Consider the following 18,987-nt stretch of genomic DNA (forward strand, 5'->3'; position numbering starts at 1 on the left):
GTTGAAGTTTTTCTTGCAATAATCGAATTGGTCAATTCCGCTGAAAACGTATACACTCTATTATCTAAAAAAAAGACCCATGGTCTGTCTCCCGCAGCTTCGTATCCTAATGATACGTACCGGAAAATTCAGTCCATAAGCCTTTACCTATTTTCTCCCACATCGGTGCTCCAATGGCACCTCACAATACTTATACCCGGCAGCAACCTCCGGCTATCTATCACTGCTCAGGATCATTCCGCTACCATACGGTTCAGCTTGCCACCACAGATCTGCCCTTATTGCCCGCTTCCATCCGTTGCCTGAACACCAACACCAGAATCATCGCTGCAATAGACAGCAACGTGCAGATCATAAACATGGTCGAATATGAACTCACTTGCACAATAAGCCCCATTGCCAGTCCACCCAGAGAGAATCCAAGGTCATACGAGGACATGAAAATCCCCATGAGTACATATCTGGAATCCGCAGGCAGCACAAAAGACAGATATGTGGTTAATGTCGGGTACAACAAGGCCAGAGCAAAACCGCTAAATACCGCGGATAAATACACCAGTGGCCCGATGGTCTCCATTAGACTGAGCAACTGGGTTCCCAGTGCAGCACACAACATTAACCCTGCCATCAACCAGGTATTCCAGCTACCATCGGACGGAATTTTTTTACGCAAAATAAACCTGCACAGGATTACAACCAGTCCCTGAATCGTCAGAAATACACCTGCACTTGCCATTCCGGTGGATACCATATACAGGGGAAGGAAGGTTGCTGTTGCCCCAAAAACGCAGGAAGCAAACAGCATCACCACACTGCTGATCAGCAAAGGTGTACTGCGCCAGATGCCGCCAAATGAACGAAACATGTCGCCCAAGGTATACGATTTGTTCTGCACAGTACTCCGGGGCAGATCCACATTGTATCCGATCAGAAGTGGCAGAGCCGCCAGCCCGATCATCAGCAGCGTAAACGCCAGATCACTGGCATTTTCCCAGATTTGTATGGCGAGGATTGGAATAACAAGAGAAGGAACCATCGTAAACAGGGTGTACATGGACAGCCCTTGTGCCCGGTCTTTGTCCTCCAGCTTTTCTACAATGCCTGCCTGCATCGTCATGGAGAAAAAGGCTGTAGCCACTCCTTGCAGGGCCCGCAACCACAGATACGTCTCTACACCAAAAACAACAAATAACAGCAGCGTCCCCGCATGCAAAAGCAATAACCATTGCATCACTCGAAGCGGCCCATGCTTACCCAGCATCTGCGCTGCAAAAGGTCTCAAGAGCATACAGGTGAACATATATGCCCCCATCATCAGACCAATCTCAGCCTGATTCAATCCAGCTGCCTCGCTTCTCAAAGGCAAAATAATCGTTAAAGCCGAATTCGCCGCAAAAAATAAAAAGGCAAGCATATAAAACCGGATAAACGAAAAGGATACCGGATTTAATTTTCCATTGGATGTTGCTGTCACCGAAGACTTCAAACGTTCGTCACCACTTTCTCTTCTGGCAGTTAACTCACAGATGTACCTGTAACGGATTTTCGCCGTTCATAGGCAAAAACGATCATCACCGCTCCTAGGATAGCACACATCATGTACATAAATGAATAGGAGGAGAAGTCAGCGACGGGTCTGTTGGACACACCTGCTCTGGATTACAGTGGATTAACCCCTATTAAAGACCATGACAAAAAAACGGTTACCGCCTAAGCGGAAACCGTTCCACATCACAATGAAAAGTAGAATTCATTATCTAAATGATTACAGATTACGTAATGCTTTCTCAGCCAGTGCAGCCAGAAGATGTGCTCCCAGCGGCAGAGCCCGTTCATCCACATCAAAGCCAGGGTGATGCCACTCATGCGGGCCAGAGGTGCCCAGGAAGAGGAACAGGCCGGGAACTTCTTTTTGATAAAAGGAAAAGTCCTCACCTGCTGGAGAAGGTAGCGGTCTAACACTATTCAATCCAATCTCACTAGCAACTTGCTCCGCCGCAGATGCCAGAGACTCATCGTTGACCACGGCAGGAGGTCCCTGAATCCAGCGAACCGTAGCCCGTGTGCCATAGGCTGCCGCCACACCGGCGACCACCTGATTGAAACGCTCGCGAATCCGTGCACGCACTTTCTCATCAAAGGTACGTACTGTGCCATCAAGGATTGCTTCATCCGGAATAACGTTCCAGGCTGTACCGCTGTGGAGCTTGGTGACGCTGATTACGGCACTTTCCTGTGCGCCTACATTACGACTCACAATGGCCTGAAGAGCCGTAACGATATGTGCAGCAACCACAATCGGATCAATGCCTGCTTCCGGCACGGCTGCATGTGTGCCTACACCTTCCACTTTGACAACAAAACCGTCTGCTGCTGCCATCAATGCGCCTTCCCGAATACCCACCGTACCTACCTGAAGATCAGGCTTATTATGCAACCCAAATACGGCCCGTACATCGGACAATGCGCCGCTCTGGATCACTTGCCGCGCACCCGTTGCTTTTTCCTCAGATGGCTGGAATAACAAGCGTACTTTCCCAGGAAGCGTGGACTCGCGCTGTTTTAACAATCGTGCAGCACCAATCAGAATTGCCGTGTGTGCGTCATGTCCGCAAGCGTGCATCTTTCCATCTACCTGGGAGGCAAATTCCAGCTTAGTCTCTTCCTGAATGGGCAGCGCATCGATGTCCGCTCTTAGGGCAACAACAGGTCCGTCCCCTTGGCCTACTTCAGCAACAAGCCCTGTCCGCAGCACATATTCGTCTGCAATACGGACGCCTTCCTCTTCCAGCCAGCTGCGAATGGCTGCCGTCGTCTCCTTTTCCTCGCCAGACAATTCCGGGTTGCGATGCAGATGTCGCCGAATGGTGATTAAACGTTCCGCGAATGCTTCCTCCCGTTCACCGTGAAGCTCATGCTCGGGGCCCTGTACTTGCTCTTCAGTCTGCTGCTTGGGCTGTTCCAGATCACTTTTCATCACATGGCCTCCCATTCGTATATATTCACGATCTACTTCTATCCGATTGCAGCTTCTTCTTCCTTGGATTCCAGTGCAAATTCGCTTAGTCCCTGCTCTGCCAGAATTTCTCGCAACAATTCAAATGAACGAATTCGCTTGGCAAAGTCCCGTGTAGCTGTAGTCACAATGATCTCTTCCACGGCAAAATCCTGCTGGAACTTCAGCAGCGCCTGACCTACAGTTTCCTTCGTACCCCGGGTCACACTTGGCTCCAGAATCTCGATCCGATAGCTTTCGTTCGATTGACGTCCGAATTCTTCCGCCTGTTCCACAGAACCAACCGTCAGAACCTTTCCACTCTCCAGATGGATCTTCACCAGCATATGTTCGCTCGCAAGTCCTTCCGCTTCTTCCTCACTTTCGGCCACAATTAACGATATGGCTAATGCAGCGTAAGGCTCCCGTCCCTGGGAACGATTGAATTGTTCACGATATACACGGATCGCTTGAAGCGCTACCTCTATATTACTGTTAATGAACAGTGAAAAGACATATGGGAGTCCAAGTTCCGCAGCCATGCCCGCACTATCGACACTGGCTCCGAGCACGTATAGCTCCGCTGGAATGTCGGACACAGGCGAAGCGCTGAGACCTGCAAGTGGATGCGATTGATCTTCAAGCGGCTCATTGTGGATGTATCGTTTTACCTGAACAATTTTCTCTTGAAGAGATGCGGCTTCCTGAATACCTTCCTGCAACGCCTGTGTCGAACGTGGTAACCCGCCTGGTGCACGACCAATTCCCAGGTCAACTCTTCCTGGTCCGAGCGCTGAGAGTATGTTGAAATTCTCGGCGACTTTGTATGGACTGTAATGCTGGAGCATTACTCCGCCAGACCCCAGCCGAATCCGCTTTGTATGCGCAAGCAAGTGGGAGATGAGTACCTCCGGGGAGGAACCTGCAACATGCCCTGAGTCATGGTGCTCCGACACCCAGAACCGATGGAATCCAAGCTGCTCTGCCCGCTGTGCCAGCTCAATCGTATGCCGAAAAGCATCCACCGCCGTTTCCCCTTCATAGATAGGGGTCTGATCCAAAATGCCAACACGAATACTCATAGCCTTCTCCTCCTTGGTTGTGCTGAACCTCTGTTCTTGAATCACTATTAAGTTGAACTGGAGATGTTAAAGTTCTGCACTCTCCGTTTTGGGGTAAAAGTCAGATTCAACGTTAGATGCTCTATAACTTTCGCAGCAGTTCGCCGAAGGGCTCTGCCAAGGGTGAATATTCTTCCTTTAACGTGACAACGCTGATCTGCAACGATACACCCGCTACCTCATGTACCTGAATGGGGAACAGCTCCTGATTCTGCACTTCCTTCTTCACCGTCAGTCCCGGGAGAAAAGCAATGCCTGCCCCTTGCATAACCAGTTTCTTCGCTGTCTCCGAATTATCGACATGGTATGTAATATTCGGCGGATGTTCCAGCGAGTCGAAAGCCCGGTGAATGCGAAGCCAGTCCAGTGAACCACATTCGAAAAAGACCAGTTGCTCATTCCGGATGGCTTCCATGCTGACATGCCCGCTATCAATGAATGGATGTCCTTTGTACACATAGAGCTGGATCGGATCTTCATAAAAAGCAACCGTACGGATCGCAGGATGCATGACCTTGCGTACAAAGGCAAGATCAATCTCCTGACCAAGCAGTTTGGCAATCAGCTGATCCGTCGTTGCTGTCGTTAATTTGATACTAATTTCGGGGTAAGCTTCCTTGATCTTGGGTAGAAAATCGGGAATGACATAGTTAGATACCGATACTGTACTACCGAGCCTAAGAGCATCCGGTGTTGATCGCCGTTGCTGAATCTTCTGCTTGCCCTTCTGAATCACTTGCAGCACTTGCTGCGCATATGGAAGGAATTTCCGACCTTCCTCTGTCAGCACAATTTGTTTGCCAAGCCGATCAAACAACTTGCAGCCCAGCTCCCTTTCCAGTGACTGAATGCGAGCTGTGACCGAAGGTTGGGACAAGAAGAGTACTTCGGCAGCCTTATTGAAGCTTCCATAATGATTGATATATACAAATGCTTCAATATTCTCGATATTCATGAGCGCCTCCGTATCCACGTCCGCAGACGTTTGATCTTATATTGATTTATCCAATATACTTACTTGGTTTTATGATATCGTAATCCCATCCTTTTCCAGTGTCAATATCAATTCATCCAGCGAGCGATCCAGACGTGTTGTAATATCCGCCGAGAGTACGAATTGTCCATCATCCTGTCGTTCAATTCCCTGATCCACAGCATATACACCACCCAGGATATGTCTTCCACCAAGGGCTGCTAATACAGGCTTTAATGCATAATCAATCGCGAGTAGATGAGCAATAGAACCACCGATAACGAGCGGAAGTGTCAACTTACCCCGTAGCCCTTCTTGCGGAATCAGATCCAGGAACAGCTTGAGTACTCCCGAGTACGATGCCTTGTATACCGGTGTAGCCACAATAACTGCATCCGCCGCTTCCACGACAGCAAGTGCATCACGAATGAATGAGCTGTCAAACCGGGCTTGCACCAGATCCTCAGCGGGCAGATCCACAACATGAATGACTTCAACGGTGATGCCTGCCTCCGTTAATTTTTGGCTGCTGTAATCCGTCAGACCTGTCAAACGCGAACGCTTGGAAGGTGATCCGGCAATAATGACAACATGTGACATAACGTATTCCTCCTTGGTATAGCGGTCAGGCCGCTCCTTTTACTTTGGGGTCCAACCGATCGCGAATATCGTCTCCAATCAGATTAACCGCCAGTACAAACAAAGTGATCGCAAGCCCCGGGAACGTACAGATCCACCAGGCAACCGTCAGATAACCTCTACCTTGCGAGAGTAGTGCGCCCCAATCCGGTATTTCCTTCAACACCCCAAGTCCCAGAAAACTGAGTCCGGAGCCCGTAAGAATTGATGTCCCTACGCCCAGTGTAGCCATGACCAGCAAGGGTGACAATGAATGTGGCAGTACATGTTTCCAGAAAATACGTGTATTGGAACCGCCCAGTGAACGTGTCGCTGTAATGAAAGGCAGACCTTTAACTGATATGACCTGCCCACGCATCACCCGTGCGTAGCCCGGGATCGAGGAAACCGCAACAGCCAGTGCAATATTCATCAGTCCTGGCCCGAGAGCAGCTGCAACAGATAATGCAAGGAGCACGCCAGGTACAGCCATCAGAATATCAACAGCCCGCATCGTAATGGTATCAACAACACCTCCGGCATAACCGGAGATAATACCAAGCGCACTACCGACAATACCGCCCACAAGAACGGAAGCAAATCCAATGAGCAGCGAATCCCTGCTTCCATGCACAACCACACTGAAGATATCCCTGCCAAAATAGTCCGTCCCGAACAGGTGCGCAGCAGAAGGAGCCTGCAGGATAACATCCGTCATCATCTGAGTTGGATCATAGGGCGCAATCCAGCCCGGTACAATCGCACATGCTACGGTAAACACCACCACCAGCAATGCTGCATAAAAGAATAATCGGGATACCGCAAATGAGACGCGATAGCGCCAAGGGCGGCGATTCCACAGACGGATACGTCCTACACTGCCCGCCCATACTTTTTTGTCACCAGCCAAAGGTTTCATGCTCATGAGCAACAACGCCTCCTTTCATAACTCCGCGTCAGGACACTTCTGACTGTTCCATCCAATATCATGTGCGGACTGCACGCCGAACCCGGGGATCAATGTACGAATACGAGATATCCACCAGCAGGTTCAAGACGACATAGATAATAGATGTAAAGAAGACAACACCTTGCACCACTGGCAGATCCTTGGCCATAAGCGCATCCGCAATAATTCGGCCGATTCCTTGTCTGGAGAAAACGGTCTCGACCACCACGGTTCCAGCAAGCAGATCACCGATCAGCATGCCAATTACCGTTACAGCAGGAATAAGCGCATTACGCAGTGCATGGCCATACATGATGGCACGTTCCGAAAGTCCTTTGGCCCGTAATGCCACGATAAACGGTTCATTGATCACTTCCAGCATGCTGTTCCGCACCATTCGTACGATAAACCCTGCACCCACGAGACCCAGCGTAGCCGCGGGAAGAACCAGTGAACTGAAACCGTCGGAACCCATGGCCGGGAACCAGCCAAGCTGTACGGAGAATAACAGGATGAGCAGAATCCCCGTCCAGAAGGTCGGCATGGAGATACCGAACAGTCCAACGAGCCGGGCGACAAAATCAATCATGCCATTGCGATGAATCGCAGACAATACACCGAGTGTAATTCCGATCGTGATGGCAATGATGGAGCTGAGTGCGGTCAAAGCCAGCGTGGCTGGAAAATGTTCCAGTATTTTTGGCAAAACCGGGTCCGAATTAATCATCGATTTGCCGAAATCCCCACGCAGCATATCACCGAAATAGTTCGCAAACTGGATGTAGAACGGCTGATCCAGTCCTAGCTGAACCCGCAGATTCTCGATCATCTCCGGGGTAGCCGAGGACGGGTCCAGCATGAGTAGAACCGGATCACCCGGCAGGAGATACATGATGCAGTACACCAGCACCGAAGCTCCGAAAATAACCAGAAGCGATGTTGCGAGTCGTGACAGTATCGTTTGAACCATACCGGGATATCTCCTTCCTGAATCTGGATTGGTCGTTCCTATAGTGCGTGTTCAAAAAGACCAGTTTTCATATTCGATGCTGATCATGCCATTAGGCATGACTCGTAATCAAAAGTGGACTTTTTGAACAACCTCTGTTAGGGCTGAAGGCGGACGTCGTTAAAGAGTGGATAACCCAATGAATCAAACTTGATGCCTTCGACCTTTTTGGATGCTGCGACGGTATACGGGAATACATAGATCGGCAAGATTACCGCTTGCTCAATCAGATATTGTTGAATCTGATTGTAGATCTCGACACGTTTATCCGCGTCACTCTCCACGGCTCCCTGCTCTAACAGTTCATCGATCTTCGGATCAGACAAACCGGATAAGGTCGGACGCTGCCCCTCTGCACTCGTATGATAGAAGGCATACAATGCATTCGGATCGGAGTTGACCTGGCTATTGCCATAGAGATCATAATCCCAGTTCTGATAGATGACCGTTGCCACGTCTTTTGTAATTTCCACTTCAACGGCAATGCCTACCTGTTTCAGCTGTTGCTGGATAATCGCGGCGATGTCATTGCGTTTCTCCCGATTGGGCGAACCATCAACATAACGCAGGGTCAGTTTCTGGCCGTCTTTTGCACGAATACCGTCAGCACCTTTCACCCAGCCTTGTTCATCGAGCAGCTGATTGGCTTTGTTGATGTCCGGTTTAATGCTTCCTTCCAGTGATGCATCATAACCCAGAATTCCAGGAGACAGTGCAGACCACGCACGTTCGTAGTTGCCCAGATACAATGTTTTAACAATCGATTCCACATCTACAGCGGATTGTACCGCCTGTCTTACTTTCACATTATCCCAAGGCGCTTTGCGCAGATTGAAAAAGAGTGTATATGGCAATCCCACCGTGTTAGCCTGCAACAGTTGCTGGTTCGGATCGTTTTTCAATGCAGCGATATTTTGCGGTGGAACCGTCTCGGCAGCGAGTACCTGACCACTTTGTACACTTCCGATGCGCGTCGCTTCTTCTGGTACAATTTTAAATGTGATCGTATCCACATGGGGCGCGGCTTTATTTTCAACCGTCTCAGGTCCCCAGTTGTAATCCTTGTTTTTGGTAACAACGATATCCGCATTTTCATCCCATTTCACAAAGGTATACGGACCTGTGCCCACCGGATTTTTACCTAACTGGTCACCATATTTTTGGGCAGCTGTAGGGGATACGATCCCCAGAAGTGCCTGGCTTAAGTTGCCGAGAAAGGCTTGCGATGGTGATTCCAGATTTACCTTGATGGTATATTCATCAATGACCTCGGAGGAGCTATAGGGTCTAATCAGGGCTAGAGAATTGGCAGCTTTGGTGGCCGGATCAATCACTCGGTCCAGATTGTATTTCACGGCTTCCGCATTAAACGGTGTACCATCGTGGAACTTTACACCTTCACGCAGCTTGAACGTATAAGTCTTGCCGTCCTCGGATACGCTCCATTTCGTAGCAAGCCAAGGTTTGATGGAACCGTCAGGTAGCTGCACGACCAGATTATCGTAGATCGTCCGGATCGCACGTACCGTTACGGCAAGCCCACTGCGATGAGGGTCCAGCGTATCCGGGGAAGTCGCGAGTGCAAAAGTCAGGTTGCCGCCTTCCGCTTGCCCGGCCTGATCCCCGCCTGACGCCTGCGCCGAACCGCTCGTGCTGCCTCCCGCCGCTCCGCAACCGGATAAAACCATCACCAATACTGCTGCCAATGCCATATATTTCATCCATGAGATAGACCTGTTCATATCGCTTCCCCCTCTGTGTATACAGGTGTCATTATATTGATGCCTATACTTAATACTCGATATATCCTATGAGTTAAGTCGGTTTTAAGATAGTGCGAATCGTAGTGTACATTGAATAAGGTTGATCTCAGTTATGCAAAATCAGATACAACTTGCTCCCTGGCAGCCGTATAACGGTTAACTGGAATTTGCACCCCAAGGTTACCTCGCAATGTATCGTGTTCATAGTCCGTACGATACAGGCCGCGCTCTTGCAGAATCGGAACAACCAGTTCTACGAAATCAGACAATCCACTTGGCAGCTCGGAAGCAATAATGAAGCCATCCGCCGCTTCCGTCTCAAACCACTCCTGAATTTTGTCAGCGACCTGCTCTGGTGTGCCGAGGAATTTGCTGCGTGGTGTTGCAGCCCGCAGAGCCACTTCACGCAAGGTCAATCCTTGCTCTTTGGCATCCTTCTTGATCTTGTCGGTTCCACTGCGGAAACTATTGCTTCCAATTCCGTTCAGCTCCGGGAAAGGCTCATCCAGTGGATATTGGGAGAAATCATGATGTTCAAAGAAACGTCCCAGGTAATCCAATGCTTTGTCAATCGTGACCAGGCTTGCGATTTCCTGATATTTCTGTTCAGCTTCCTCTTCCGTCCGTCCAACAATAGGATTGATGCCTGGCAGAATGACAATATCCTGTGAAGAACGTCCAAAGGAAGCCGCCCGTGTTTTCACATCCTTATAAAATGCCTGTGCATCTTCAATCGTATCGTGTCCGGTAAAGACAGCATCCGCTTCCTGCGCAGCCAGGTTTTTGCCATCTTCCGAAGAACCTGCCTGGAAAATCACCGGCTGTCCTTGCCGTGAACGGGCAATGTTGAGCGGCCCCTGTACGGAGAAGAATTCTCCTTCATGATTAAGGGTGTGCAGCTTGGAAGGGTCGAAGAATACACCGCTCTCTTTGTCTCTTACAAAAGCATCATCTTCCCAAGAGTCCCATAATCCTTTGGTTACCTGCAGATATTCCGTAGCAATGCGGTAACGTTCCGGATGCGTAGGGTGGTTGCTCTTACTGTAGTTCTTCGCTGTACCTTCCAGCGGAGAAGTCACAACGTTCCAGCCTGCACGGCCATCACTGATCTGATCAAGGGAACCGAACTGTCTGGCTACGGTGAACGGGTCACTATAGGAAGTCGAAAGGGTACCCACCAGTCCAATCCGTGAAGTAACGGCGGCCAAAGCGGACAGAATACTGATTGGTTCGAAGCGATTCAGGAAATGAGGAATGGATTTCTCGGTAATATACAGACCGTCTGCGATAAAGACCAGATCGAACTTGCCTTCTTCCGCTTTCAGCGTCTGACGTTTGTAGAACTCAAAGTTAACGCTGGCATCTGCCTGAACTTCCGGGTGTCTCCATGTGGTATTGCTACCTCCGACTCCGTGTACAATCGCTCCGAATTTCAAACTGCGTTTCGCTGTCATGTGCATTCCGCCTTCCTTGGATTAAATTCTTCAAAAGAGTTATCAAGGGCCATTCTGAACTGATTACATATACGAATGAACTAAAAGTTAACTATTCCTATGAGTTTGGTTTGTTTTAATTTCACAAATCTTATCACTGCCCCGTAAAAGGGTCAACAGCATGACTAATAGATTTTTTCTATATGAGCATTGAAGATGTGAATTAGAACCATTTACATCTCATCAAAGTTTTGAATGTTGAACGTTCCAACTGCTGTACAACGCCATCTTGCATCATGCAGCAGCCGGAAACGCTTGATCCACAGGCATATATTGAATTCTGTCAGACCGCTGCTGCTTCGTCCGGTTGTGCCAGAAGTTCAGCCAACTTCTCCAGATCAGGTTCCAGCAAAGCTTCAAACTTGCCGTCCCCTCCCACTTCAATAACGGGTACATGCCGAATGCCATATTTTGCTTCAAGCACATCACGCAGCACGTCATTCCCTTGCACTTCAATGTTCTCGAAAGGCTGGTTTCGCTCTGTCAGAAATGCTTTCACTTCCCCGCAGAAATGACAGCCTGTTTTGCTCCACAGCACGACTTTTTTGGTTGATGATGACATCGACATACCTCCTGGTAGATTTTAAAATTAAGATCCGGGTGATTAAACCTGAACACCTTAGACCTTCAATTCCCATCTGTTAAATAAGAATTATGGCTATAAATGTACTCCTGCACCCTTCATGCGTCAATGGATTTGCTAATAGAATAAACCTATAGTTACATAGAAAGATTAAATTATAAATTTGAAAGATGAATCATTTTACAGGAGTGAATCGCTCTGCTTCAGTAGTCTAGCTACCAACTCATATGTAATATTCGGATGCGGAATGAATCAGAGCGATTACACAGGATACCGCTGCATTTTCCATTCCGCATCATGCTGCTGATTCGCATAAACAGATCGCCTGACACTACAGATCTGGGTTCAAGAGCTGAGGTGGGGCAATAATGGGCCATCCTTCTTCCATCGAATTCAGTTGGTCCGCAGACACGCTGATAATATGCTTGGAATGTACACCCCAACGTTCTGCGGCATAAACGGATACAAATCGTCTCCGCTTGCCTCCGCTGATCTGATATCGAATCTCGGGTGCATCCACTGCGGCAACAATACTTCCTTCTGCCCAGCCATTGTGAGAAACCTGAACCGCTGTTGTGTGCAACTGATGTGCCTCCATCGGCCAGCCTTGGACTTCCCCCGCTGATATCAGTGCTTCTCCGGCAGGAATGGCGAGCAGATCTGGTTTGGCAACCTGAACAGGAGATATTCCACGTGGTACAGGGATGTTCAGCTTACGCCGCCGACCGCCGGTTAAAGTATAGACATCACCTTTGGCATCGGACAGGAACGAACCTTCCGGGTAGAAGTCACAACCGCGTCTAAACTGTAGTGCTGGATCATGGCTACCTTGCGTAGAGATTCGCTTACGCGGATCGATTGGGCTTGTGTCTCTATCCTCTTGTTGACCGGATGAGGTACCAGAGGTTTGTTGCCTCGCCAACCGGGACGTCTCGGCAACCAGCGCATGGGGATCTCCCCACTTTTGGTTATAAAACTGCTCGTTATCCTTGTTCACTACTGCAAAGTCCTGCTCCCCCAATGCTTTCATACTGACACTTCCGAAGTGGTGGATAAAAGCATCCCCGGCTACCGCAAGCTGGTATCCTGCCAGCTTCACCCGGATGATCCAGTCATCATCTTCGTAATTGCCCACCGCGTACCCTTCGTCCAGATAACCTACCCGTTCCAGCAACTCCCGTGAGAACAACCAGCAGAATCCGACCAGCCGATCGGTTATTCGATGTTTGTCTGCATCCGGACGATTATGTGTGGCGGCAAAAGACCACATCTCTTCTACCTCACGGTACGGGACCTCAATCTGCTGATCCCCGCCAATATAGTTGGTCACCGGACCCACCACACCAATCTTTGGATCACTGGCAAGACAAGTCATCATGTTATCCAGCCAGCCCGGAGTAACCAGCGTATCGTTGTTCAGCACGATGATATGTCTTCCTCTCGCCATCATCAGCCCATGATTGACACCTCCGGCAAACCCCCGGTTCCTATCCAGGGCAGCAACCCTCACCATGCCGCCTTTGCGGAGCATGGCCTCGGCAGTTCCATCCTTGGAGGCATTATCCACGACAATGATTTCGAAGGGGGCAGGGGTATGCTTTTCGATACTCGACACACATTGCAGCACATACTCCCGCTGATTGTATGTGGGAATAATGATGCTAACTCCTTCAAAAACAAGACCAAATGAACTCTGTCCCTGGCGGACACCTTCGTCGTAGCCTCTATGATAACCCTGTTTGTAGAGCTTGGCTCTGGCTGTGCGGCTGCTTTTACCTTTGCGTCTGGATTTCCGCGTTGAGCGACGACCTGCTGCATGCAGGACTGCCATGGCAGGTCGCGAGACATCGCGCTGTGTGGCACGGTGGGCCGCTTTTTTTTCGTTGCTTATGCTGCCATTCCGGTTGTTTTCACTGTGGCTGTTGTCACTACGAGTGCTGATATTTGGAGTGATGTTGTGATGACTGTGACCCTTTCGACGGATGACGTTTCGAGCATTAACCTTGTTGTTGCGGCCATGACGTTTTTCCCCGCGCTGTTGATCGGGTGTGCTCATATTGCTCCCTCCATTTCCACTCGTCCATAAGGCCAACACGGCACATGACCAGCCCCCGGACGTTCCACTAGAGTTGAAGCTCTCCTTTTACCAGTTTGTCAGCCAAATGTCCAAAATCCAGAGCAACCTTGCCGAGTTCACCTGCGATTCGCCGACACAGAATGACCGCCGGAATACCTGCTGCCACCAGCGCGATATCGAAGGCATGCTCTGCGGTTTGCTGCATCACCCTTGGAACATCCATAACTCCTGCCACAGAACCAATGATACCTGTGACATGAATCCCCCGGTTATGCAGCAGTGCCGCAAGCTCTGGTGCCTGGCTGCCTATGAGCAGAACTCGCCGACCTTGCAGCATAGGCAGTACCAAGCCGGACTGATGCAGACTGTAATTGATCGTGGAGCTGGTCAACTTCAGCAATGACCAGTCAATCCCGAAGTGGCGCAATACCGGGAAAAGCAGCCCCTGGAATGTGGGCGCCCGCGAGATCGGGACGCCAACCCAGTCGGCGGCCTGTATGGATTCCGCAAGCATCGCGCGGATGTCTGGCGTTGAGCATGGCACCCCTGCATAGGGCAGAAACGGTGCCAGCTCCTGCACTTCCTGGCCTGGCAGCACCGTATCGGCTGCCAGCGTGAGCAGTTCGCCATCTCCGAGGCGAACGACAGACAAGGGGCGCTGCGCATCCAGCGCCGCCGTGATGTGTCCAGCCATCTCATGAGGGCTGGCAAGTCGGGCCAGGCTAGGCGCGTATTGGCGGAATCCCGCCGCGATCAGATCTGCCGCCGCCACGGCTGGCAGAATGTGATCCGGCGGGATGTGCTGCGCCACCAGCGCCTCGCCGCCGGCGAATACGCCGTCGCGGTAGCCCTCGGCGTAGCCACCGGGCACGACCTCCGCCTGCACTGCGTGCTCCGCGGGCGGAGGCGGCAAGCCCTTCGCGCTGCCCGCCTTCGCGCCGGCAGCGCCTCCCCGCCCCGCGGGGGCGACACCCTTCGGGTGTGTCGCCTGGCGCGGGGCGGGGCCAGCACCGCTGGCAGGCATCGCCTGTGGCGTGCTGGCTTGCGGTGCTGGCATGGGCGCACGGCGCATCGCCGTGCGCTGCTTGGCGCGGGCAGCGGCACGCCGGCCCCGCGCTGGTGCATGCCTGCGCCCAGCAGTGGCCTGGCGCAGGCCGGCTTTGCCTTTGCCGGTGCGGCTGGCTTTTGCCGCTTTGCTCGCGCTCGCACGGCCAGCTTTGCCTGCTCTGCCAACAACACTGCCTGTGCTGCTCGCTTTGCCTGCACGGACCTTATGCGCTGCGCCGGCAGATGTACCCGCTTTAGTCGGGGTACTACGTTTCCCTGACTTAACACCTCTGACTCCAGCAGACTCTGTACCTGCTGCTGCCGGAGTGCCACTGCCCATAAATACGGCCGGGTGGATGCCCCGGGGTTTACCTGACACGGTGGCCCTAGCAGCCCCGGTGCGTGTCACTACTCTCACGCCATTCCCTCCTTTGGCATGCACGAGGATTGTCGCTGCGCAAAGCGCCGGAGCATCCTTTCAGCTCCGGCGCAGAGTGTTCTGCTCCCATGGGGCACCGCACAGCGGCAGCATCAGGCGCATATATTTTAGGGCAATTGTCCTTTCATGCGAACAGCTGCTTCCTGGAGCGACTCAAATGTACCTGCATCACTCCAGTATTTCTGCAAAATGTCGTATTCCAGTCCGCCAGCAGACGCGTAGTGATTATTCACATCCGTAATTTCAAGTTCTCCGCGTGCAGACGGCGCGATATTGCGAATCAGGTTAAATACATGATCATCATACATGTATATTCCCGTCACACAATAAGAGGTTTTTGGCTGGCTTGGCTTCTCCTCAATGTACGAGATTCGCTCTGGATGCTGTGGATCAAAAACAGGTACCCCGTAACGTCGTGCATCATCCACCTCTTTGAGCAGAACTCGCGCTGTACCAGCAGGCTGCTGCATGTAGCGGTCCACATAAGGTTTCAGATCATCGCTGAAGAGATTATCACCGAGAAGCACAACAAATCTTTCGCCAGGAAGAATAAAAGAAGTCGCCAGATCCAATGCTTCCGCAATCCCACCTGCCTTTTCCTGAATGCGATACGTCAACTTGACCCCATGATCCGCTCCGCCACCAAGATACTCTGTATATAGCCCGGCGGAATGTTTGTTAATCACAATCAATAGTTCATCAATGCCTGCCTGGCGGAGCCTGTCGATGCCATACATAATCATCGGATGTTTACCGACTGGAAGCAGATGTTTGTTAATGAGCCGGGTCAGCGGATACAGTCTAGTTCCTGTTCCGCCGGCAAGAATTACACCTTTCATTCCACGTTCCCTCCTTCATCGGATATGTCCATATATTCAAGCGGATCGACATGCCATTTGTTCATAAAAATCGAACGATTACGCTCAAGCAGCTGTTTCCACGCTACCGGATCTGTCTTCTGGAAGCTGGCACTTCCCTGATGATGCACAAGAACATCTCCACATACCAACAAGCGATATCCCTGCAATCTTGCTCTATAACAATAATCGTCATCCTCATAGTGTCCCGGAGAATATGCCTCGTCAAGCAGTCCGACCGATTCCACTACATTTCGTTTTATTAGCATGCACAGACCCACGATACGGCGTACTTCCCTCCACCTTGAAGAATCCGCAACATTATTGGAATTAGCCAACTCCTGAAAATGTTCCATGTTCCGAAACGCCAGTTCAATCTGCTGGATGCCGCTTGCATAATTCGTAACAGGCCCCGTGATGCCAATACTTTCGTCACTGTACAGAGCCGTTCGCAGGTTCTCCAGCCACCGGGGCGTGACTGTAACATCATTGTTCAACAGCAACAGCTCATCCCCGCAAGCTGCACGAAGTCCAGCGTTACACGCTGCCGGAAACCCCCGATTATCTGGCAACCTTACAAATCGAATTCGCTCCAGCGCACAATATTCAGCCGTTCCATCCGTCGAACCGTTATCTACAACGATAATTTCATATGACGCAGGATCGCCCGAGTATTGACGTATGGCATCAATGCAGGGCCTGATCAGATCCAGACCGTTGTACGTTGGGATAATCATACTCGTCAGTGTCATCTGGCGTTCCTCCTGTAAGCCACTTCTGCACGGGAGAGCGTATGTGCCTGAGCTGAATTCCAACCTGTACCCAGCAATGTAGCCAGTGCCTCCAGATGATCTCCGATGATCAATCTGGCGACATCATTCCCATTTCCCGTGTTACCAGGACGCAACCGATTGGAACGAATAACATCCACCTGACTTGGTGCCGAAACGCTCATTCCATGCTGAATAGCTAGACTTTGTGCCTTAGGTGGAACGGCCAGTGATGCTGGCTTCACGGTCTGAATCATACGACGAGACAATGCATGGGGCACAGCTGTCATGGAATTGGAACCGAGATCTGCCCTGCCTAGTGTTCGGTTCAGATATGCCTTGATCCGGCTTACCTCATCCTGCCCTGCAAACGCAGGAAGCAAAGATGTCAGATTATTCAACGCCACATCCTGTCCCCGATCAACCGCGAACAGAAAGGGTGCAAGCTGTTCAGCCGAGACGACCATATCTCCATCCACAAAGAGTACCGTCTCCGCATCCGTCATCTTGGCTCCAAGTGCCCGGCCCACATCATGTCCTGCCCGATCCGGTTCATAGACTACTGTAAGTCCCGGCTGCGTTAACACCTGTTTCAAACTGTCATCTGTCGTTCCATTCAGTACCACAATAATATCCGTCAGAGGCAACCGCTTTAGTTGCAACAACACCTGCCCCAGTGTGTGTTCCTCATTACAGGCACAGACAATGGCAGCAGCCGAATGACGAAGAGGTAGTGGCACGATCTGGAATGAATGTCCCGATGCCTGAGCATACCCCTGCATAAATGCCTTACCTGCGTTCAGGGCTAGCTCGAAGTTTCTTAGCTCCGCAACGTTCGCCGCGTGTGCATTCCACACGAGACGTGCGTGTTTTTCTGATACTGTGTTGTTCGCCTTTGCCTCGCTTCCCGCAACTTGCCCCGCTTTCCACATCAAGTGCAGATCCATTTGGCCAGACTTTGATCGGCTTTTTCTTGTTTTTTGAATATTTAAATGTTTCTTGTTCCGATGACGCTTGTTAATTACTGTTCGTCCTGCTGTCGTTCGTCTATTTGTTGTCCGCCTGCGGCGGGCAATCCCTGAACGTCCCTTCATTTCCTCACCTCCAGCATGCTGCATCATCAGATGCGACATGCTTACCTCGCCAGGTTGCGAACACGTTTCAGATCGGTATAACCTCCGCGGGGACCGAGTGTATCCGTAATCCACTTTATCGCTGCCATATGATCATTCAGCACCACTTGACTTAGCGGATCAGGCCCGCTTCGCTTCTTGATTCGTACTGTATTCATTCTACCTACAGGTACGTGATGAACAGCGCGTACCCGAAGTCCGCCGATCACTGCCTTGGCTTGTGCGAGTGGCGGAACTTCCAGGGAGGATATCCCCATGACCTCAAGTCCTTTTCGGCTTATTGCATGTGGAATAGCTGTCATGGATGCCCCCCGGAGATCGGATCTTGCAAGTATGCTGTTTAACATGTGTTTGGCCTCCACTACCGGATGAACAGGATTATTAGTGACCGGCCCATGGTAGTCGTTAAGCGCCACATCCGTTCCCTTCAGCACAGCCTTCACGTAAGGCGCAAGGTGCTCTGCGGGAATGGCGATATCTGCATCAGTAAAAAGCAATACCTGACCACAGGCCGCCTCTGCGCCTACTTTTCGTCCTCCATCATGCCCCAGCGCTTCTGCATACGTGAGCACTCGTGCTCCAGCCCGTTTGGCTGCGTTAGCCGTACCGTCTGTTGAACCATTTACAATGACAAGCACTTCAGCATCACGGCATATCCGCAGCGCTTCACGTACAACTGCACCAATCGTTTTCTCCTCATTCATAGCAGGGATAATGACCGAGAGCACCGGTCCCTGAGAAACATCCCTGTGTGAAGGAGCATCACTCATGCCATTTTCCGCTCCATTCTCTACTCCATCCTTAGCCTGTGACATCAGTTGTCTGGACGGAATAACGAACGTATAGGCCTTTGTACCCTTTTTGTGTCCAGACTTCCATCTTCGTTTCTTCAGCACTGTTTTTCTTCGTGTCACATTGGATCGGGTTGCATAACGTGCTGTGGTACGAGTTTTGCGCAACAGTTTCACCTCCCGCATTCAATCATCGGCATGCCAAGGGAGTACACGTTATTCTATGTATTCGTGGAGCAGTGGAAACGGCGTATGTCCTTGCACGAAGCAGGTTCTCCCTGTGAACACGAGGGTACAAGCCTTGCTTTTAGACAAAATACGTCAAAATATGTGAAAAACGCTACCTCTCCCCTACTTCAGACACAATTT

16 protein-coding genes are annotated in these 18,987 nt (G+C 50.8%); all 16 read right to left on the reverse strand.

Annotation, left to right across the window (positions count from 1 at the left end; translation table 11 throughout):
- Positions 1 to 253 precede the first annotated feature (253 nt).
- A complete protein-coding gene (cntE, locus tag QVE09_RS17420; protein ID WP_397387053.1) occupies positions 254 to 1,486 on the reverse strand; it encodes a staphylopine family metallophore export MFS transporter CntE in 1,233 nt (410 codons plus the stop codon).
- A gap of 279 nt (positions 1,487 to 1,765) precedes the next feature.
- Positions 1,766 to 2,977 carry an amidohydrolase gene (locus QVE09_RS17425; RefSeq protein WP_315937798.1) on the reverse strand — a complete coding sequence of 404 codons (1,212 nt, stop codon included), beginning with the start codon at positions 2,975 to 2,977 and terminating at the stop codon, positions 1,766 to 1,768.
- A 38-nt stretch (positions 2,978 to 3,015) separates the two neighbouring features.
- On the reverse strand, positions 3,016 to 4,077 hold the full coding sequence (locus QVE09_RS17430) for an LLM class flavin-dependent oxidoreductase (RefSeq protein WP_315937799.1): 1,062 nt from the start codon (positions 4,075 to 4,077) through the stop codon (positions 3,016 to 3,018).
- Between the two features lie 121 nt (positions 4,078 to 4,198).
- On the reverse strand, positions 4,199 to 5,071 hold the full coding sequence (locus tag QVE09_RS17435; protein WP_315937800.1) for a LysR family transcriptional regulator: 873 nt from the start codon (positions 5,069 to 5,071) through the stop codon (positions 4,199 to 4,201).
- 69 nt (positions 5,072 to 5,140) lie between these two features.
- Positions 5,141 to 5,689: an NADPH-dependent FMN reductase gene (gene ssuE / locus QVE09_RS17440; protein WP_315937801.1), complete on the reverse strand. Its 549-nt coding sequence runs from the start codon at positions 5,687 to 5,689 to the stop codon at positions 5,141 to 5,143.
- A 25-nt stretch (positions 5,690 to 5,714) separates the two neighbouring features.
- Positions 5,715 to 6,632: an ABC transporter permease gene (locus tag QVE09_RS17445; protein WP_315937802.1), complete on the reverse strand. Its 918-nt coding sequence runs from the start codon at positions 6,630 to 6,632 to the stop codon at positions 5,715 to 5,717.
- Positions 6,633 to 6,693: 61 nt separating this feature from the next.
- Complete coding sequence (locus QVE09_RS17450; RefSeq protein ID WP_315937803.1) at positions 6,694 to 7,626, reverse strand: ABC transporter permease; 933 nt, start codon at positions 7,624 to 7,626, stop codon at positions 6,694 to 6,696.
- Positions 7,627 to 7,763: 137 nt separating this feature from the next.
- Positions 7,764 to 9,407 carry an ABC transporter substrate-binding protein gene (locus tag QVE09_RS17455; protein ID WP_315937804.1) on the reverse strand — a complete coding sequence of 548 codons (1,644 nt, stop codon included), beginning with the start codon at positions 9,405 to 9,407 and terminating at the stop codon, positions 7,764 to 7,766.
- A gap of 131 nt (positions 9,408 to 9,538) precedes the next feature.
- Positions 9,539 to 10,882 carry an LLM class flavin-dependent oxidoreductase gene (locus QVE09_RS17460; protein ID WP_315937805.1) on the reverse strand — a complete coding sequence of 448 codons (1,344 nt, stop codon included), beginning with the start codon at positions 10,880 to 10,882 and terminating at the stop codon, positions 9,539 to 9,541.
- 322 nt (positions 10,883 to 11,204) lie between these two features.
- Complete coding sequence (locus QVE09_RS17465) at positions 11,205 to 11,483, reverse strand: glutaredoxin family protein (protein ID WP_253440555.1); 279 nt, start codon at positions 11,481 to 11,483, stop codon at positions 11,205 to 11,207.
- A gap of 352 nt (positions 11,484 to 11,835) precedes the next feature.
- Positions 11,836 to 13,560, reverse strand: coding sequence for a glycosyltransferase family 2 protein (locus tag QVE09_RS17470; RefSeq protein WP_315937806.1), 1,725 nt, complete (start codon positions 13,558 to 13,560; stop codon positions 11,836 to 11,838).
- A gap of 67 nt (positions 13,561 to 13,627) precedes the next feature.
- Positions 13,628 to 14,275 carry a GT-D fold domain-containing protein gene (locus QVE09_RS17475; RefSeq protein WP_315937807.1) on the reverse strand — a complete coding sequence of 216 codons (648 nt, stop codon included), beginning with the start codon at positions 14,273 to 14,275 and terminating at the stop codon, positions 13,628 to 13,630.
- An 899-nt stretch (positions 14,276 to 15,174) separates the two neighbouring features.
- Positions 15,175 to 15,906 (reverse strand): sugar phosphate nucleotidyltransferase, encoded by a 732-nt coding sequence (locus QVE09_RS17480; protein ID WP_315937808.1) that lies wholly within the window; start codon positions 15,904 to 15,906, stop codon positions 15,175 to 15,177.
- A complete protein-coding gene (locus QVE09_RS17485; protein ID WP_315937809.1) occupies positions 15,903 to 16,676 on the reverse strand; it encodes a glycosyltransferase family 2 protein in 774 nt (257 codons plus the stop codon). The genes QVE09_RS17480 and QVE09_RS17485 overlap by 4 nt, the downstream gene beginning before the upstream one ends.
- Positions 16,673 to 17,788, reverse strand: a complete 1,116-nt coding sequence (locus tag QVE09_RS17490) for a glycosyltransferase family A protein (protein WP_315937810.1) — start codon at positions 17,786 to 17,788, stop codon at positions 16,673 to 16,675. Before QVE09_RS17490 ends, QVE09_RS17485 begins: the two co-directional genes overlap by 4 nt.
- Positions 17,789 to 17,829: 41 nt before the next feature.
- Positions 17,830 to 18,786: a glycosyltransferase family 2 protein gene (locus QVE09_RS17495; RefSeq protein ID WP_315937811.1), complete on the reverse strand. Its 957-nt coding sequence runs from the start codon at positions 18,784 to 18,786 to the stop codon at positions 17,830 to 17,832.
- Between the last annotated feature and the right edge of the window lie 201 nt (positions 18,787 to 18,987).

The organism is Paenibacillus sp. ClWae2A (assembly GCF_032452295.1).
In the GTDB taxonomy this organism is placed as follows: Bacteria; Bacillota; Bacilli; order Paenibacillales; family Paenibacillaceae; genus Paenibacillus.